At 61.6% G+C, this 17,179-nt stretch carries 16 protein-coding genes; 4 read left to right on the plus strand and 12 right to left on the minus strand.

Annotation, left to right across the window (positions count from 1 at the left end; translation table 11 throughout):
• Positions 1–2 precede the first annotated feature (2 nt).
• A complete protein-coding gene (gene der, locus ADU59_RS22270; RefSeq protein WP_068956662.1) occupies positions 3–1,427 on the plus strand; it encodes a ribosome biogenesis GTPase Der in 1,425 nt (474 codons plus the stop codon).
• 16 nt (positions 1,428–1,443) lie between these two features.
• Here the strand turns inward: der and ADU59_RS22275 are convergent, their stop codons facing one another.
• The 4 genes from ADU59_RS22275 to ADU59_RS22290 all read right to left on the minus strand — a co-directional run bounded on the left by ADU59_RS22275 (position 1,444) and on the right by ADU59_RS22290 (position 4,097).
• Entirely contained in the window at positions 1,444–1,833 is a 390-nt protein-coding gene (locus ADU59_RS22275) for a type II toxin-antitoxin system VapC family toxin (RefSeq protein ID WP_068956664.1), read from the minus strand.
• Complete coding sequence (locus ADU59_RS22280) at positions 1,830–2,084, minus strand: type II toxin-antitoxin system Phd/YefM family antitoxin (protein WP_068956666.1); 255 nt, start codon at positions 2,082–2,084, stop codon at positions 1,830–1,832. The genes ADU59_RS22275 and ADU59_RS22280 overlap by 4 nt, the downstream gene beginning before the upstream one ends.
• 65 nt (positions 2,085–2,149) lie before the next feature.
• Entirely contained in the window at positions 2,150–3,070 is a 921-nt protein-coding gene (locus ADU59_RS22285; RefSeq protein WP_068956668.1) for a sugar kinase, read from the minus strand.
• A 13-nt stretch (positions 3,071–3,083) separates the two neighbouring features.
• Positions 3,084–4,097 carry an Ldh family oxidoreductase gene (locus ADU59_RS22290; RefSeq protein ID WP_083198386.1) on the minus strand — a complete coding sequence of 338 codons (1,014 nt, stop codon included), beginning with the start codon at positions 4,095–4,097 and terminating at the stop codon, positions 3,084–3,086.
• Positions 4,098–4,293: 196 nt separating this feature from the next.
• Between ADU59_RS22290 and bglA the strand changes: the two genes are divergently transcribed.
• The gene (bglA, locus tag ADU59_RS22295) at positions 4,294–5,940 is read left to right on the plus strand and encodes a beta-galactosidase BglA (protein ID WP_068956670.1); all 1,647 of its coding nucleotides are present in this window, start codon (positions 4,294–4,296) and stop codon (positions 5,938–5,940) included.
• Here the strand turns inward: bglA and ADU59_RS31485 are convergent.
• The 5 genes from ADU59_RS31485 to aptA form a co-directional block, all read right to left on the minus strand.
• Positions 5,932–6,186, minus strand: a complete 255-nt coding sequence (locus ADU59_RS31485; protein WP_068956671.1) for a ParE family toxin-like protein — start codon at positions 6,184–6,186, stop codon at positions 5,932–5,934. The genes bglA and ADU59_RS31485 overlap by 9 nt on opposite strands.
• On the minus strand, positions 6,183–6,383 hold the full coding sequence (locus ADU59_RS22305) for a hypothetical protein (RefSeq protein ID WP_068956673.1): 201 nt from the start codon (positions 6,381–6,383) through the stop codon (positions 6,183–6,185). Before ADU59_RS22305 ends, ADU59_RS31485 begins: the two co-directional genes overlap by 4 nt.
• A 61-nt stretch (positions 6,384–6,444) precedes the next feature.
• Positions 6,445–8,142, minus strand: coding sequence for an adenine deaminase (gene ade, locus ADU59_RS22310; protein ID WP_068956675.1), 1,698 nt, complete (start codon positions 8,140–8,142; stop codon positions 6,445–6,447).
• A 193-nt stretch (positions 8,143–8,335) separates the two neighbouring features.
• Positions 8,336–9,442 (minus strand): branched-chain amino acid ABC transporter substrate-binding protein, encoded by a 1,107-nt coding sequence (locus tag ADU59_RS22315; protein ID WP_068956677.1) that lies wholly within the window; start codon positions 9,440–9,442, stop codon positions 8,336–8,338.
• Positions 9,443–9,724: 282 nt separating this feature from the next.
• Complete coding sequence (gene aptA / locus ADU59_RS22320; RefSeq protein ID WP_068956679.1) at positions 9,725–11,053, minus strand: omega-aminotransferase AptA; 1,329 nt, start codon at positions 11,051–11,053, stop codon at positions 9,725–9,727.
• 264 nt (positions 11,054–11,317) lie between these two features.
• Here aptA and ADU59_RS22325 point away from each other — a divergent pair, with 264 nt between their 5' ends.
• Both ADU59_RS22325 and ADU59_RS22330 read left to right on the plus strand, forming a co-directional pair.
• Positions 11,318–13,585: a glycoside hydrolase family 9 protein gene (locus ADU59_RS22325; RefSeq protein WP_244506485.1), complete on the plus strand. Its 2,268-nt coding sequence runs from the start codon at positions 11,318–11,320 to the stop codon at positions 13,583–13,585.
• On the plus strand, positions 13,582–14,727 hold the full coding sequence (locus ADU59_RS22330) for a Gfo/Idh/MocA family protein (RefSeq protein ID WP_068956681.1): 1,146 nt from the start codon (positions 13,582–13,584) through the stop codon (positions 14,725–14,727). Before ADU59_RS22325 ends, ADU59_RS22330 begins: the two co-directional genes overlap by 4 nt.
• Here ADU59_RS22330 and ADU59_RS22335 read toward each other — a convergent pair.
• The 3 genes from ADU59_RS22335 to ADU59_RS22345 form a co-directional block, all read right to left on the minus strand.
• The gene (locus ADU59_RS22335) at positions 14,722–15,810 is read right to left on the minus strand and encodes a Gfo/Idh/MocA family protein (protein WP_139093209.1); all 1,089 of its coding nucleotides are present in this window, start codon (positions 15,808–15,810) and stop codon (positions 14,722–14,724) included. The genes ADU59_RS22330 and ADU59_RS22335 overlap by 6 nt on opposite strands.
• Positions 15,811–15,930: 120 nt before the next feature.
• Positions 15,931–16,272: an ArsR/SmtB family transcription factor gene (locus ADU59_RS22340; RefSeq protein WP_068956685.1), complete on the minus strand. Its 342-nt coding sequence runs from the start codon at positions 16,270–16,272 to the stop codon at positions 15,931–15,933.
• 119 nt (positions 16,273–16,391) lie between these two features.
• Complete coding sequence (locus tag ADU59_RS22345; protein ID WP_068956687.1) at positions 16,392–17,135, minus strand: HugZ family pyridoxamine 5'-phosphate oxidase; 744 nt, start codon at positions 17,133–17,135, stop codon at positions 16,392–16,394.
• Between the last annotated feature and the right edge of the window lie 44 nt (positions 17,136–17,179).

Here is a 17,179-nt window from a genome sequence, read left to right on the forward strand (position 1 = left end):
CGATGAACTTCACCGTCGCCATCGTAGGGCGCCCCAATGTCGGAAAGTCGACGCTTTTCAACCGTCTGGTTGGCAAGAAGCTGGCGCTTGTCGACGATACGCCGGGTGTGACCCGCGACCGGCGGCCGGGCGATGCCAAGCTCGTCGATCTGCGCTTCACCATCATCGACACCGCCGGTCTCGAGCAATCCGGTCCGGAAACGCTTCAGGGTCGGATGTGGCTACAAACGGAAGCGGCCATCGATGAGGCCGACCTGACGCTGTTCGTCGTCGATGCCAAGTACGGCCTGACACCGGCCGACGAGACGCTGGGCGAAATGCTGCGCCGCCGTGGCAAGCCCGTGGTGCTGGTCGCCAACAAATCCGAGGCCAAGGGCTCCGATGGCGGCTATTACGACGCCTTCACGCTGGGGCTCGGCGAGCCCGTCGCCATCTCGGCCGAACATGGCCAGGGCATGATCGATCTGCGTGATGCCATCGTCGCGGCACTCGGCGAAGACCGCGCCTTCCCGCCGGAGATCGACGAGCCGGAGATCAATGTCGATCTGCGCGGCGGGGACGGGGACGACGTCGACGACGACTACGAGCCGGAATATGACGACACCAAGCCCTTGCGTGTGGCGATCATCGGCCGTCCGAACGCCGGAAAGTCGACGCTGATCAACCGCTTCCTCGGCGAGGACCGGCTGCTCACCGGCCCCGAGGCCGGCATCACCCGCGATAGCATTTCTGTCGAGTGGGACTGGCGCGGCCGTACCATCAAGATGTTCGATACCGCTGGCATGCGCAAGAAGGCGCGGGTGCAGGAGAAGCTCGAAAAGCTCTCCGTAGCCGACAGCCTGCGCTCCATCCGGTTTGCCGAATCCGTCGTCATCGTCTTCGACGCGACCATTCCCTTCGAAAAGCAGGACCTGCAGCTGGTCGATCTCGTCGCCCGCGAAGGCCGCGCCGCGATCCTCGCCTTCAACAAGTGGGATCTGGTCGAGGATACGCAGGCGCTTCTGGCCGATCTGCGCGAAAAGACCGAGCGGCTGCTGCCGCAGGTGCGCGGCATTCGCGCCGTGCCGATCGCCGGCCAGACGGGCTACGGCCTCGACAAGCTGATGCAGTCGATCATCGACACGGACAAGACCTGGAACCGCCGCGTCTCCACCGCCAAGCTGAACAAATGGCTGGAATCGCAGCAGATTCAGCATCCGCCGCCGGCCGTCTCCGGCCGCCGCCTGAAGCTGAAATATATGACGCAGGTCAAGGCCCGCCCGCCGGGCTTCATGATCTCCTGCACGCGACCGGAATCGGTTCCGGAAAGCTACATCCGTTATCTGACCAACGGCTTGCGTGCCGATTTCCAGATGCCGGGCGTGCCGATCCGTATTCATCTCAGGGCGTCGGAAAATCCGTTCGAGAACCGCAAGAAGAAGCGGTAGGACTTGGTCTCGGTGCCTACCAGGTGATGAAGGTGGGGCTATAGGCGGCGACATTGCGGTCGCGCGTGACAAGTGCCAGCGGTTCCGTGATGGCCTGCGCGATCAGCAGACGGTCGAATGGGTCGGCGTGAGCGGTGACGACTTTTTCGGTCGCTGCCGCATGTTCAGCGGTTATATCCAGAATACGGCTTCCGGCATTGGTGAAATGACGGATGGCCTCATACCCGCTGAATGGCATGGCCTTATCTCTGCCAACCATGAACTTGATCGAGATTTCCCAAATGCTGGCGGTCGAAACATAGGTCTGATTGGCCGGGTCGCGCAGAATGGCTTTGATCTTTGAAGACAGCATTTCGGGCGACGAGATCGCCCATATCGCCACGTGGGTGTCCAGAAGAAGATTCATTCTTCCTTCAACCCGAAAAGCTTGGCCACCTCTTCATCAAGAGCATTGAAGTCTTCCAGCGACATCGGCGGGAACTGGCCTTCGAGAAGGCCAAGCCGCATTCCCCTTTTTTGGCTTTGTGACAGCGGCACCAGCCGCGCCGCCGGCTTGCCGTCACGCGCGATGATGATCTCGTCTTCCGCACCGCTTTCAACAGCACTGACAAGTTGAGAAAGCCGCGTCTTGGCTTCCAGCATGTTGACGGTCGTCATTGCAACTCCCTTAGCTAAGGTTGACCAAGGGTAAGGTTGAATCACCGAAATTGCAATATTTCGATTTATACGCCGCGCTCCAGCTTCTCCTTGGGGACCAGTGCTCCGTGATGCTGGATGACCGAAGCCGCCGTTGCGGCGGCGAAACCGGCAGCGGCGACCGGATCGCCATCGATGGCATGGTGGGCAAGGAACGCGCCGTTGAAGCTGTCGCCGGCGCTGGTCGTGTCGACGATCTTTTCCACCTTGGCCGACGGGACGAACTCGGGCGCCTTGCCGCCAAAACTCAGGGTCACGCCATAGGCCCCGTCCTTGACGACGATGTTTTCGACGCCAAGAGCCCGATACCGCGCAATCGTCGCGGCGATATCGGCATCGCCGAAATGCGCGGCTTCGTCATCGAAACTCGGCATGACGAGGCTGGATGCCCGCGCGCCGGCGGAGATCGTGTCCAGCATGGTGGCCTTGTCGTTCCAGAGCCGTGGCCGGATGTTGGGATCGAAAACGACGCGCTTGCCCGCTGCCTTGGCGCGGCGCAATTCGGAGAGCAGCGTTTCGACGGCTGACGGGGCAAGGATCGCCAGCGTGATGCCGGAAAAGACGATGATATCGGAGGCTTCGATGGCTGCACGCAGGTGGTCGGCGTCGTCGGCCAGCGTCTTGGCGGCGGAGACCGAACGCCAGTAGGAAAAGCTGCGTTCGCCATCCTTCAGATGGATCATGTAGAGACCGGGCGAGCGGCCCTCGACGCGGCGGATATGGCCGGTGCCGACACCGGTCTTTTCGATGAAGGCAAGCATTTCATCGGAGACCGTATCGGTGCCGACGGCGGTGAGGTAATCGACCGACCAGTTCTTGGGCAGGAAAAGCCGGGCGTAGTAGGCGGTGTTGAAGGTATCGCCGGCATAGCCCTTGCGCAGGAGGTCGCCCTCGGCCTGCATCAGTTCCACCATGCACTCACCGATCGAAAGCAGCCTGCCCACCATGAAAGTCTCCCCGCTATCCATGCCCTTTTGCGAAAGCGGAGATACGGCTTACCAGCGCGGAAGGCAAGCGGATGCCGTCGCTGTGGGCGGTAATGGACGACGCGAATTTAGAGGCTCCGGGGATATGAATGCCGTAGCCGGTTGAAAGCCGCGTCAGCTGTATGTCCAACCGGTCCTCGAAGCCTTCGTCGAGCAGCGAGGGGGCGATGGCGATGACGGTGAGGCCGCTACCAGGTGTCTGTTCGCCGTTGGCGAAACCAGGCGCATCGAGCGACCAGTTGGCACCGCTGACGCCGGCCGCCAGCACCTCGACCATGAGCGCGATATTGGCGCCGCGTGCCCCTCCGAAAGCGCGCATGGCGCCTTTCATCGCCTCCGTTGCGTCCGTGGTCGGCTGGCCTTGCGCATCGACGGCCCAGCCGGGCGGTATCTGTTCGCCGCGCGCCGCTGTCTCGCGGATATTGACGAAAGCCGTGGCACTGGAGGATTGGTCGATGAGCAGCGGGGCGGCGCCCTTGCGCGGTGCTGCGAAGGCGAGCGGGTTGGTGCAATAGACCGGCTTTCCGCCGCCCGAACCGGCGATCAGTGCCGGACCATTGGTTGCGGCGAGGCCGACAAGGCCCTGTTCCGCGAGCCGGAAAACATAATCGCCGAGTTCGCCGGATGTATAGCTGTTTGCCTGAGCAAACAGCGCGATGCCGAAGGTCCGGGCTTTTTCGGCAAGGTCATCGAACGCGAGATCGAAGCTGAGCTGCGCGATGCCGCCATCGGCATCGATGCGGATCAATGCGGGGGCAGGGTCCGTCCGTCTCGGTTCGGCCTTGCCATTGATGCGTCCGGCAAGGAGGCTTTCGAGATAATCGACCAGATGGGAAAAGCCGACGGCGTGCGAACTGCGCGCTTCGGCATCCACCGTGGCACGAGCAAGCGATGCCGCCATTGCCGCGTTGGCACCTGCACTGGTAAGGGCAGCGACCGCGAATGCGTGTGCAGCCGTAAGACTGAACGTCACCATGTCTTCGGTCATTGGATCTCCAGCGTGGCCTTGCGGCTGTCATTGATGCATGGGGCGCCCGGCGGAAATCGGCCGACAGAGCAGCCTGTCATCATCATTTTTGCATCGGCATCCGTCAATCTCCGCAAACGGCGGGGCAAGGCGTTTACTCGCTCCGGCAGCAACGATACATCTTTGCGATGTATCCCTGTGTTCGCGGAGTTTTCTAATGGCATCTCCCTTGAAGTCCAATCCCGATTGGTGGCGCGGCGCGGTGATCTATCAGGTCTATCCGCGCTCCTTCCAGGATAGCAAGGGTGACGGTCTGGGCGATCTTCGGGGGGTGACGCAACGGCTTCCCTATATCGCCAGCCTCGGGGTCGATGCCATCTGGCTGTCGCCCTTCTTCACCTCGCCGATGGCCGACATGGGTTATGACGTTTCGGATTATTGCGATGTCGATCCGATGTTCGGGACACTCGCCGATTTCGACGCGATGCTGAAGACGGCGCATCGGCTCGGCATAAAGGTCATCATCGATCAGGTGATCTCGCATACCTCCGACCAGCATCCGTGGTTCAAGGAAAGCCGCTCGGACCGGACCAACCCGAAATCCGACTGGTATGTATGGGCCGATCCGAAGCCGGACGGCACGGCGCCCAACAACTGGATGTCGATCTTCGGCGGCCCGGGCTGGGAATGGGACGGCGTGCGCAAGCAATATTACATGCACAATTTTCTCGGCTCGCAGCCGGATCTGAACTTCCACAATCCGGATGTTCAGGAAGCGCTTCTGGAAACCGTGCGCTTCTGGTTGAAGCGCGGCGTCGATGGTTTCCGGCTCGACACGGTGAATTTCTATTTTCACGACAAGGAACTGCGCGATAATCCGCCGCTAGTTTATGATCCCGATGCCATCGGTCTGGATGCGCCCGACGTCAATCCCTATGGCATGCAGAACCATCTCTACGACAAGACGCAGCCGGAAAATATCGGCTTCCTGCAGCGCTTTCGCGCCCTGCTGGACGAATTCGACGATCGCGCCTCCGTGGGCGAAGTCGGCGACGGTGCGCGGTCGCTGAAGACGGTGGCCGCCTATACCGGCGGCGGCGACAAGCTGCACATGTGCTACACCTTCGATCTGCTTGGACCGGATTTCACCGCTACCCATATCCGCCGCTGCGTCAGCGCCTTTCAGGACGCGGTGACCGATGGCTGGGTCTGCTGGGCGTTTTCCAACCACGACGTGACGCGCCATATCAGCCGTTTCGCACAAACGATGGAGGAGCGTGAACGGGTGGCCAAGCTGGCGATCTCGGTGCTGGCCGCGCTGCGCGGCTCGATTTGCCTCTATCAGGGTGAGGAACTGGCGCTGCCGGAAGCCGAACTTGAGCTGGCGGATCTGCGCGATCCCTACGGAATCCGCTTCTGGCCGGCCTTCAAGGGCCGTGACGGATGCCGCACGCCGATGGTCTGGGAGAAGGATACTGACTATGCCGGGTTTTCCAGCGTAAAGCCGTGGCTGCCGGTGCCCGCCGAACACCGGCCGCTCGCTGTCGACCAGCAGGAGGAGGCCGGGTCTGTGCTTGATCACTACCGGCGGACGCTGGCTTTTCGCCGGGTGCATGCACCGCTGCTCGATGGCAGCATGACCTTCCTCGAAACCAATCAGGACATTCTGGCCTTCACCCGGGAAAAGGCCGGGGAGAAGCTGCTGTTCGTTTTCAATCTGCACCGCGGCCCGCAGACGCTGCCATTACCGAAGGGAATGAGGATTTCCGAGGTAGTGCCGATGCCGGGTTTTGCGCCACAGATAGAAGACGGTGAGATCATGCTTGCGGCGATGGATGTGTTTTGCGGGCGGATTTCACTTTAGGAGTTTGTCGTATTCCGCGTGAGAGCCGATCCAGAACCACACCATGTCATCGTTTTGATGGACGGCCAGCGCCCGCCACGATGCCCCTACTCTGACAGACCAGAAACGGCCGGCCTGCTTGAAATGCAGGGAAGGGTGTTTCGGGTCTGTTTTGAGTTTTTCGAAGTTGCGGTCAGCCAGTTCGCGAACGTGCGCGGGCAGCGTGTCGTATGCCCGCCAGAACGCTGCGGTCGCGTGGTGCTTCAAAGGCTGCGAGACCGGCCAGCTTTGAATTCTGCAAGGGCACTATTCGCCAGCGCGTCCAAAGCGCCGTTTTCGGCATCCTGTGCAAACTGGATATCCCAGCGCTTGGCCTGAAGCTCGTGGAACCATGTCGCAAAAGCCTGCAACTCGTCTGCGTCGAGTTCGGACACCGATTTTTCGATTTGCTCCAATTTCGTCATGTCAAAACTCCTGTCTCCGCAAATTTAGGCATTTCACAAGGTTATTCCAAGACAAATATTCTCACCCGATCAACGCAAACTTGTCGACATCCACCAGTCCCATATCTGAAATCTTCAGATGCGGAATGACGGGTAGGGGCAAAAACGCCAGTTGCAGAAACGGCTCCTGCAGCGTCGCGCCCAGTGCGAAGGCTGCCTCGCGCAGGTGGTGCAGCGTATCGCGCACGCTTTCATAGGGCTCGAGGCTCATCAGTCCGGCGACAGGCAGCGAAATTTCGCCGGTGACCCTGCCGTCCTCGACGACGACGAAGCCGCCCTTGATCTCACCGAGGCGATTGGCGGCGAGCGCCATATCGTCCTCGTTGACGCCGACGACGCAGATGTTGTGGCTGTCATGGCCGACGGTCGAGGCGATGGCGCCTTTCTTGAGGCCGAAGCCCTGCACGAAGCCGTTGGCATGGTTGCCGTTGATGCCGTGGCGTTCGATGACGGCGACCTTGATGATGTCGCGGCCGAGATCGACACCGGCCTGATTGCCCGAGGCCGGTAGCTTGAAGCGGCGATGCTCGGTGATGATCTTGCCAGGCAGCACGCCAATGACCGAGGTCTCGCCCTCGGCATAGGGCACGCCGAAATCGGCGGCGTTGACATGGCCGGCCTTGACGCTGTCGAGCCCGACCGGGGCGACCGGGCGGCGGGTCGCAAACAGATCGTCGGTCACGAGACGGCCTCCGGCAAAGACTTTTTCTGCCTTGCAGTTCTCAAGGCTGTCGATTACCACCAGATCGGCCCGCCATCCCGGAGCGACGAGGCCGCGGTCACGCAAGCCAAAGGCACGCGCGGCGGAAATCGAGGCGGCGCGGTAGATGGCGAGTGGTTCGACGCCTTGGGCTATTGCCTCGCGGATCATGTAGTCGAGATGACCCTGTTCGGCGATATCCAGCGGATTGCGGTCGTCGGTGCACAGTGCCAGGAACGGCGACAGGCGTTCCGTGAGGATCGGCATCAGCGCGTGCAGGTCCTTGGAGACGGAGCCTTCACGCACGAGAATGTGCATGCCCTTGCGGATCTTTTCGAGCGCTTCGTCTGCCGTCGTGCATTCGTGGTCGGTGCGGATGCCGGTGGACAGGTAGCCGTTCAGATCGAGCCCGCGCAAGAGCGGCGCGTGGCCGTCGATATGGCCGCCTTGGAAGGCTTCGAGCTTGGCGAGGCAGACCGGGTCCTTGTGGATGACGCCGGGAAAATTCATGAATTCCGCCAGGCCGATGACCTTTTCATGGGCGCGGAACGGCAGCAGTTTTTCGATCGGCAGATTGGCGCCGGAGGTTTCCAGATGCGTCGCCGGCACGCAGCTCGACAGCTGCACGCGGATATCCATGATGGTTTCGAGTGCACTGTCGAGAAAGAACTGGATGCCCTCGGTGCCGAGCACATTGGCGATTTCATGCGGATCGCAGATCACCGTGGTGACGCCATAGGGCAGGACGCAACGGTCGAATTCATGCGGTGTCACCAGCGAGGATTCGATGTGCAGGTGGGTGTCGATAAAGCCGGGCACGACGATCTGCCCGGTGATGTCGATCTCGGTTTTGCCGCTATAGGTTCCGCACGTGCCGACGATGCGGTCGCCGCAGATGGCGATGTCGGAGGCAATGAGATCGCCGGTGACGAGATCGAAGAAACGTCCGCCCTTGAGCACGATGTCGGCCGGAATACGGCCGGTGCCCTGATCGATCAGCTTTTCAAGTTTTTCGCTCACGGGGCCTGCCTCTTTGATGCTTGTCTGAAATAGGAGTGGCCCGAAGCATAGAGGCTGATCGCCGTCATTGCATAGCCAGGCATGGAAAATCGCTGATGGCGTCTGTGGATGGCGGCGGAATGTAGGGCTGCCAGCCCGCTCGCCGAAACGAAATCGGGCGCCGAAGCGCCCGATCCGTTACCGGTCTGTCTGCTTACTCGGCAGAAACGATCTTGCCGTCTTCCCACTTGTAGAGCGAGAAACTCTGCGAGGTGAGGTCGCCGGTTTCGCCATAGGTGACGTCGCCGATGGCGGTCTTGATCGGCTCGCCGGTTTTCAGGGCAGCAGCAACGGCTGCTGCATCGTCTGCACTGCCAGCCTTTTCGATGCCGGCCTTGATCACTTCGACAGCCGCATAGGCGTTGAGCGTGAAGGCTTCGGCCGGGATTTTCGCGGCTTCGAGGGCGGCAACGGCTGCCTTCGAGCTGTCGTTCTTCAGGGCGTCCGCAGCGTTGGTGAATACCGTTCCAGCCGCCGCATCCGTGCCGATGGCCCAGAATTCGGTGTTGGAGAGGCCGTCGCCACCGATGATCTGGATCGGAGCGGAAATGTCATGCAGCTGGCGGACGAGAAGGCCGGCTTCCGGATGGTAGCCGCCGAAATAGAGGACATCGACCTTTTCCGCCTTGAGGCGGGTGGTGAGCGCGCTCAGATCCTTGTCGCCCGGTGTCAGCGAATCGTTGAAGACTTCGGTAACGCCGCCGGCGTTCAGCGTCGCCTTGAACGAATCGGCAAGGCCCTTGCCGTAGGCGCCCTTATCGTTGAGGATGCCGATGCGCTTGTCCTTGAGCTGCTTCAGCACATAGGCCGCTGCCACTTCAGCCTGCTGGTCGTCGCGGCCGCAGGTGCGCAGGATCGTCGTCAGGCCGCGCTTGGTGAGGTCCGGCGTGGTCGCGGTTGGCGTGACCATCAGGACGCCGTTTTCGGCCAGAACATCGGAGGCCGGCATGGCGACACCGGACGTGACCGGGCCGACAACGAAGCGGATGCCTTCGCCAACGATCTGGTTTGCTGCCGATACGCCTTGCTTCGGCTCACCGGCGTCGTCCGCCAGCTTGAGTACGACCTGCTCGCCGAGAATGCCGCCGTTCTTGTTGATCTGGTCGACGGCCACCTGGGCGCCGTTCTTGACCTGATCACCGTAAGCGGCGACGGGACCCGTCAGCGGCGCGATCAGGCCGATCACGATCTCGGCATGCGCCAGCGGCGCAAAGGCCAGCGAAGCGGCGAGGGTGGCGCCTGTCAATCTCTTGAAATTCATCTTTCGTCTCCTTGGATGGGTTGGTTCCCCGCGTGCCGGCACTATCACCGTTCCCTGACGGAGAGGCCCCAGCCGATCCGTCAAAGCAAGTCGAGCCCGTTGGGTTTCCGTCTCTTGCGGACGGGTAAAATCCCATAGCAATCGTGTAGGAAGTGGCGGCGGATTCCGCAAGCCGGATTTTTAGGCTGTTCGCCCAATGTTTGATCGTTATCGACGCAAAACCGGGCCGAAACGTCAATTTCGACCCGGTTTTCATATGAGTATTGGCTAAATATTGTTCATTCAGGCGTTGGCGATCAATACCTTGCGGATGCCGTCGATCAGTTCGTCGATCTCCGCCTTGGAGATGATCAACGGTGGCGAGAGCGCAATGATGTCGCCGGTGGTGCGGATCAGGTAGCCGCTTTCATAGGCCTTGAGGAAGGCCGAGAAGGCACGCTTGGTCGGTTCGCCGGCGATCGGTGCCAGCTCGATGGCACCGATCAGGCCGATATTGCGGATATCGATGACATGCGGGCAATCGCGCAGCGAATGCAGCGCGTCGCCCCAGTAGGACGCAAGTTCGGCACCGCGGGTGAGCAGGCTTTCGTCGCGATAGGTATCGAGTGTGCCGAGTGCGGCGGCGCAGGCGATCGGGTTGCCGGAATAGGTGTAGCCGTGGAAGAACTCGATCATGTGTTCCGGGCCGTTCATGAAGGCGTCGTGAATTTCCGCGGTGACGAAGACGGCGCCCATCGGGATGACGCCGTTGGTCAGGCCCTTGGCGGTGACGATCATGTCGGGCTTGACGTCGAAATACTGGGCTGCGAACGGCGTGCCGAGGCGGCCGTAGCCGGTGATGACTTCATCGAAAATCAGCAGGATGCCGTGCTTGGTGCAAATCTCGCGCAGCTTCTGCAGGTAGCCCTTCGGCGGGATGAGGACGCCGGTGGAGCCCGCAACCGGCTCGACGATGACGGCAGCGATGGTCGAGGCGTCGTGCAGCGTGACGATGCGTTCGAGTTCGCTGGCGATGTCGCCGCCATGCTCCGGCACGCCCTTGGTGAAGGCATTCTTTTCCGGCAGGTGGGTATGCGGCATGTGATCGACGCCGGTCAGCAGCGTGCCGAACATCTTGCGGTTGGAAACGATGCCGCCGACCGAGATGCCGCCGAAATTGACGCCATGATAGCCGCGCTCGCGGCCGATCAGGCGGGTGCGGGAGCCCTGACCCTTTACCTTGTGGTAGGCCAGCGCCACCTTCAGTGCGGTTTCGACCGATTCAGAACCGGAATTGGTGTAGAGCACATGCTCCATGCCGTCGGGGGCGATGTCGATGAGGCGGTTTGCCAGTTCGAAGGCCTTGGGATGGCCGAGCTGGAAGGCCGGGGCATAGTCGAGCTCGCCGGCCTGCTCACGGATGGCTTCGGTGATCAGCGGCCGGCAGTGGCCGGCGTTCACACACCAGAGGCCTGCCGTGCCGTCGAGCACCTGGCGGCCGTCATGGGTGGTGTAATGCATGTCCTTCGCCTTGACGAACATGCGCGGTTCTTTCTTGTACTGCCGGTTGGCCGTGAACGGCATCCAGAAAGCGCTGAGATCGTTGGGCGTGGCATTGAGGCGGTTCGACATCATATTCTCCGTGGCGTTTTTTATGTCTGGTGGCCAAGTCCAGATGGATGAGGTGAATCTTTACCTGCCGGTCAAACTATCAGGGCGCCTTTCCCGGTCAAGTCTCGGGCTTGGCCGGACGGAGCGGTTTCCAATCGGATCGGAGAAAATATTCCCCGTTGAAAACAGCTGGAAACAGGGCTTGCGGCCCGGTCTTTTCCGAAGGTTAACCTGTTTGCAGCAGAGTGGCGCCGCATTCCCGAAACATGGGCTCAGGATAGAGACTTGCCGAAATTTCCAGCCAGCCTGATGCTCGTCCTTCTCGTTTGCCTCCCCGGCCCGGCAGGCGCGGCCGATATGATTGCCGACGGTGCCTTTGCAAAGGGACAGGACGGATTCTGGGCTGCCGGAGGCGTTGTATTGTCGCGTGAACACGGCAAACTGTGCGCCGATGTCGAAGCCGGGGGAGAACCCTGGGACCGATTGCTTGGTGTCAACGACCTCGAATTTACCCCGGGCACATCCTACCGGCTGACGATGGCTCTTGAAGCCAAGGAACAGCACAGCTTCCCGATTCTGGTCCAGCGCAATGCGGAACCGTGGACGGCACAGGCGAATTTCACGGCGGAGGCCAAAGCCGGGAAGACGACGTTTGCGACCGTCTTCAAGGCAACCGAAGCCGAGCCGGCCCAGATCGTCTTGCAGCTGGGCGGGGCGGAAAAACCCTGGCGGCTCTGCCTGGATACTGTGGCACTCAACGAGGCGAAGCCTGACGAGATCGCGGCGGCGACAAGAGACGTGGTCCGCGCCCTGCCGGCGCTGGTCAACCAGACCGGCTATTTCCTCGATGGGCCAAAGCGCGCGACGATTATTTCGGATGCAACCGGGCCGCTGGCGTTCAAGCTTGAAGATGCGTCGGGCGCTGTGGTCGGCGAGGGCACGGCGGCACCTGCCGGTTTTGACGAGACGGTGGGCGCCGACACGCAGATCGCCGATTTCTCGGCCTTTGCGACCGCCGGCGAGGGATATCGCCTGATCGTCGGCGACACGAAAAGCTACCCGTTCTCCATCGGCCATGACATTTACGGCCAGCTACGCGTTGATGCGCTGTCCTGGTTCTATCCGCAGCGCAGCGGTATCGCGATCAGGGGCGATATTGCCGGGTCGGCCTATGCGCGGCCTGCCGGTCATCTGCAGGAAAGCCCCAACAGGGGCGACAACGATGTGACGTGCCTGACCGGCGAGGCGGCGGCAAAGCTCTACGGCAAGGACTGGACCTGCGACTATACGCTCGACGTCTCCGGCGGCTGGTACGATGCCGGCGACCAGGGCAAGTACGTGGTCAACGGCGGCATTGCCGTGTCCCAGCTTCTCGGCACGTTCGAGCGCGGGCTGGTGTATGGCAAGGGCGCATCGCCCGTCATGAGCGACAGCCTGTCGCGCATTCCGGAAAATGGCAACGGTGTTCCCGATATTCTCGACGAGGCGCGCTGGGAACTCGAATTCCTGATGAAGATGATGGTGCCGGACGGTCAGCCGCTGGCCGGCATGGTGCACCACAAGGTTCACGATACGAAATGGACCGGCGTGCCGATGCTGCCGCATCTCGATCCGGAACTGCGGGCCCTGCATCGCCCTTCGACGGCCGCGACACTCAACCTTGCGGCCGCCGCCGCGCAGGGGGCGCGGCTTTTCGCACCCTATGACGCGGCGTTTTCGCAGCAGCTCCTGGCCGCCGCGCAAAAGGCCTGGCTGGCCGCCGCCGCCAATCCGGTTCTCTATGCGCCGGATTCGGATGGTCATCAGGGCGGTGGAGATTACGGCGATACGGATATTACCGACGAAACCTACTGGGCCGCCGCCGAACTTTATGTCACCACGGGAGAGGCGCGCTATCTGACCGCGCTGAAATCCTCGCCCCATTGGGCGGGACCGGTCTTTCCTGCCACGGGCGCCTTCGACTGGCGCAGCGTCGCGGGGCTTGGCCGTCTGGATCTCGCGCTTTACGGCGACAAGCTTCCTGAAGAGGACAAGGCGATGATCCGTGCATCGGTGGTGGCCGCTGCCAAAAACTTCATAGGCCTGCAGAAGAAGGAGCCCTTCGGGCATATCTACCGGCCGGCTGGTAACCGCTACGACTGGGGATCCAACCAGGTCATTCTTCAGAATATGATCGTTATCTCAGCGGGTTATGACCTGACGGGCGAGCGGCCGTTTCTCGACGGCGTGCGCGAAAGCATGGATTACATCTTGGGGCGCAATGCGATGAACATGTCCTATGTCACCGGTTACGGTAGCGTCTTTGCCCAGAACCAGCACAGCCGCTGGTATGCCCACCAGGCCGACGCTTCGTTGCCCCATCCTCCGGTTGGCAGCCTGGCAGGCGGGCCGAATTCGTCGCTGGTCGATGATGTCGCGCGGGCACGCCTCAAGGGGTGCCGGCCGCAGACCTGCTATGTCGATGACATCATGTCCTGGGGGACGAACGAGATCACCATCAACTGGAACGCGCCGCTGGTCTATATCGCGTCTTTCCTGGCGGATGCACGATGAGCGGACAGACGGGCATCGCTTTCATCGGCACGGGTTTTGTCGCCGACTACTATATGACGACGCTGGCGAACCATCCGCAATTGCGGCTGACGGGTGTCTGGGACATCGATCGCGCACGGCTGCGGCAGTTCAGCGATTACTGGAAGGTCCATGCCTATTCGTCTGCGGAGGAAGCGCTTGCCGATCCCGCCGTTGCCATCGTCGTCAACCTGACGCCGCCCGAAAGTCACCATGCCGTCAACAGGGCGGCGCTGCTTGCGGGCAAACACGTCTATTGCGAAAAGCCGCTGGCAATGACGGTGGACGAAGCCAGGGAACTGGTCGGGCTGGCGGCGGAAAAAGGATTGATCCTGGCGGGCGCGCCGGCCAACGCGCTCAGCGATGCCCGCGCCCATTGCGCCGATATCCTTGCCTCCGGTGTCATCGGGACGCCGCGTCTTGCCTATGCGGAGATGGAGGACGGGCCGGTCTTTCACGACAAGTGGCAGGAATGGCGCAGCCGTTCGGGCGCGAAATGGCCGGCCGTTCACGAATTCGAAATCGGCTGCACGCTGGAGCATGCCGGTTACGCGGCAAGCTGGCTCGTCTCGCTGTTCGGGCCGGTTGCCAATGTCGCGGCTTTTTCGGCGCTGACCTTTCCCGACAAGGGGCCGGGGACCGAAACCCTCACGCTCGGGCCGGATTTTTCCGTCGGTTGCCTGACCTTCCGGTCGGGTCTGGTCGCCCGTCTGACAAGTGGGCTCGCAGCGCCCAGAGATCGATCGCTGACGATCACCGGCGACAAGGGCACGATCGTCGTGCGCGACCTCTGGGACAATCGCTCGCCGATCCATGTCGAGCTGGCGGGTGCCCGGCGGCCGCTGTTCCATCGTCTGATCGAGCGTCTCGAATGGCAGTTTCAGCGAAAATTCCCGTTTCGTCTCACGGCCGGAAAGCCCGTGGCCTATGCAAGCGCCGCTGCGAAAAACATCCTGCCGGCCTATCCGTCGCAGATCGATTTCGTGCGTGGCATCGCGGCGCAGGCGGATGCGATCCGCAGCGGTAGCACGCCGTTCTTTTCCGGCGAGACCGCGTTGCATCTGACCGATATCGTGCTGGCGCTCAACGCCGGCAAGCGGGATCATACGCCGGTCGGGCTATGATGCGGGCTGTGCCAGAATGGTTTCGATGATGCCGAGCGCTTCGGCACTGGAGCCAAGCGGCATCGAAGGCTGTTCGCGCTTTCCCTCCAGAATGGCCTTGCTTGCGGCCTCGATTTCGAATTGCAGCCCGTTTCCCGGAAAGCCGTGTTCGTAGACGGTGAGGCCGGGCAGGGGGAGCCTGCGCGCGATTTTGCTGATGGCCCGCGCCAGACGGCCGGAACCCGCCGGGGTTGCAAGACGACCGGCAAGCCGGTTTCGCGTCACGATAACACGGCTCGCCCGCAGGAACGGGGCATCGATGACCAGATTGCCGGTTTCGCCCTCGATGATGAAACGATTGTCGCCGTTGCGATCGAAGCCGCAGGAGAGCGCTGCTTCGAACCCGTCATAGCCAAGCCGGATGTCCGCTGCCATATCAACGCCCGTGGGCGCTGCGCGCCATCGCCCCGCCACTGTCTGGGGTGAACCGAACAGCGCCAGTGTCAGCGCAATCGGATAGATACCGAGATCGAGAAGAGAACCGCCGCCGAGCGCCTGCGAGAAAAAACGGCTGTTGCCGTCGAAGGCCTTGGCATAGGCGAGCTCGGCGCGAATGCGGGTGACGGCCCCGATCGCGTTGCCGGCCAGCAGGCTGCGGACCCGGTCGATTGCCGGGAGGTAGACGGTCCAAAGGCCCTCCATCGCAAAGACATGCCGTCTTGCCGCCAGTTCGGCAAGCGACCGGGCCTGTGCGGCCGATGTGGCCAGCGGCTTTTCGACGAGTACAGGTTTTCCGGCGGTCAGCAGTGTCTGGGCCTGATCGTAGTGAGCGGTATTCGGTGTGGCCAGATAGACGGCATCGATCAGAGGATCCGCAGCCAGAGTCGCGATATCCGCGAGGATGCGAAGGGGGCCGAAGCGGTGCGAAAAGGCGGCGGCGGCTTCCGGTGTTCGTGAGCTGACGGCGGCAAGCTCGGCATTGCCGGTCAGCCGGATGTCTTCGGCGAAGGTCGAAGCAATTGCGCCTGTGCCAAGTACGGCCCATTTCAGGCGCGGTACCGGAGGCTGGTTTTGGGCTGTCTTGTCCATGCGCAGATACTGCACGCCAAGTCTCAAAGGCGCGTAAACGCCAAAGGTGGCGGCGTCTTTCCGGGACAAACAATTCAGGTTGAAAGCAGAAGAGGCGGCTGACAGGACGGGGCCGGCAAGCGGCCCCAACCCATATCAGGCGGTACGGCGCTGTGCGACCTTTTCGGTCGTGCTCGTTTCGTCGCCGTAAATATCCTTCAGTGTCTTCAGCACTTTCAGGACAGCATCCGAGGAACTCGAATAGTAGATCGTCTGCGCGTCCCGACGGGTGGTTACGAGATTCTGGGCACGCAGTTTCGAGAGATGTTGCGACAGTGCGGACTGGCTGAGGCCGACCTGGTTTGCCAAGGCGCCGACAGCCATTTCCTCGTTCACCAGTGAACTGAGAATCAGCAGACGCTTCGGGTTGGCCATGGCCGACAGAAACTCCGCAGCTATTTCAGCTTTGCCGTGTTTCTGAGGAGAGATCGTTTGCATTCGGTACTCCATGCGAAGTTCACATCACGCTTGGTTATGAATGTGAATAACGGATAATTAGCCGTGATGAATAAAAGGACAACCTCTCATAGCAAGAATTCGGGGTAGATAGCATCGAGTTAACCGTAAAGTCTGACCAGCATCGGCCGGAGTTCTCCTGCGGATTGGAGAGGTCCCTCATATTCCAGCCGTTTCAGCTGATCTCCGGAGGCCAGATCGACGCCGCCGGCGTCCAGGCCGCAGATTCGCCAGCCGGTCCCCTTCGCCTTGCAATAGAGTTTTGCGTACTTGCTCGCCGCATCCGAATGGTCGGTGTTCATGTGGTCGATCGCCCGCGCTTCCATCGCAGCGAGTTCGTCGATTGCCGGAGAGCGGATGAACAGGTCCTCGCCGTCAAGCGCATAGGCCCGGCCGAAACCGCCGTTCAGGCTGGCTTTGAGCGGCGTCAGCCGGAAGAAGGCGAAATCCGGGAAGTCGACATAGAGTTTCGCTTTCGGATGACGGCGGATGAAGCGTTCGCGGATGCGGGCATGGGCCGCGCTGTCGCGGTCAAGTCTTTCCGTCTCGCACTGGATTGTGAGCCGGGCATGGGCCAGCGGATCGCCCTTGCCGATTTCGCCTGTGAGCAGGGAGCAGCGGCTGTCGGCGGACAAGGCCTGCGTGTGAGTCGACAGCGCGGAAACCAGAATGACCGGCGCCCCGTCGATATCGATGCCGAGCAGCACGCGGCTGACAAAGGGAAAGCCGTTGCTTCCGGGCTCGACGACGGCGATGGCGGCGCTGCGGGCCGAGCGCAGCAACACGCGGGCCAGCGTGCGCGCCTCATCGTCGGTTTCGCGCAGGACGGAAGGTTTGTCGGCCATCGGGTGCCTCGTCTTGTGAATGCCAAACGCCCGGAGAGGTTGTC

The sequence above is a fragment of the Pararhizobium polonicum genome (assembly GCF_001687365.1).
GTDB lineage: Bacteria > Pseudomonadota > Alphaproteobacteria > Rhizobiales > Rhizobiaceae > Pararhizobium > Pararhizobium polonicum.

Excerpts from the sequence above, each read along its gene's own strand:
- der (WP_068956662.1), top strand. The coding sequence starts at position 3 with ATGAACTTCACCGTCGCCATCGTAGGGCGCCCCAATGTCGGAAAGTCG.
- ADU59_RS22275 (WP_068956664.1), bottom strand. The coding sequence starts at position 1,833 with ATGAATCTTCTTCTGGACACCCACGTGGCGATATGGGCGATCTCGTCG.
- ADU59_RS22280 (WP_068956666.1), bottom strand. The coding sequence starts at position 2,084 with ATGACGACCGTCAACATGCTGGAAGCCAAGACGCGGCTTTCTCAACTT.
- ADU59_RS22285 (WP_068956668.1), bottom strand. The coding sequence starts at position 3,070 with ATGGTGGGCAGGCTGCTTTCGATCGGTGAGTGCATGGTGGAACTGATG.
- ADU59_RS22290 (WP_083198386.1), bottom strand. The coding sequence starts at position 4,097 with ATGACCGAAGACATGGTGACGTTCAGTCTTACGGCTGCACACGCATTC.
- bglA (WP_068956670.1), top strand. The coding sequence starts at position 4,294 with ATGGCATCTCCCTTGAAGTCCAATCCCGATTGGTGGCGCGGCGCGGTG.
- ADU59_RS22305 (WP_068956673.1), bottom strand. The coding sequence starts at position 6,383 with ATGACGAAATTGGAGCAAATCGAAAAATCGGTGTCCGAACTCGACGCA.
- ADU59_RS22315 (WP_068956677.1), bottom strand. The coding sequence starts at position 9,442 with ATGAATTTCAAGAGATTGACAGGCGCCACCCTCGCCGCTTCGCTGGCC.
- aptA (WP_068956679.1), bottom strand. The coding sequence starts at position 11,053 with ATGTCGAACCGCCTCAATGCCACGCCCAACGATCTCAGCGCTTTCTGG.
- ADU59_RS22330 (WP_068956681.1), top strand. The coding sequence starts at position 13,582 with ATGAGCGGACAGACGGGCATCGCTTTCATCGGCACGGGTTTTGTCGCC.
- ADU59_RS22340 (WP_068956685.1), bottom strand. The coding sequence starts at position 16,272 with ATGCAAACGATCTCTCCTCAGAAACACGGCAAAGCTGAAATAGCTGCG.
- ADU59_RS22345 (WP_068956687.1), bottom strand. The coding sequence starts at position 17,135 with ATGGCCGACAAACCTTCCGTCCTGCGCGAAACCGACGATGAGGCGCGC.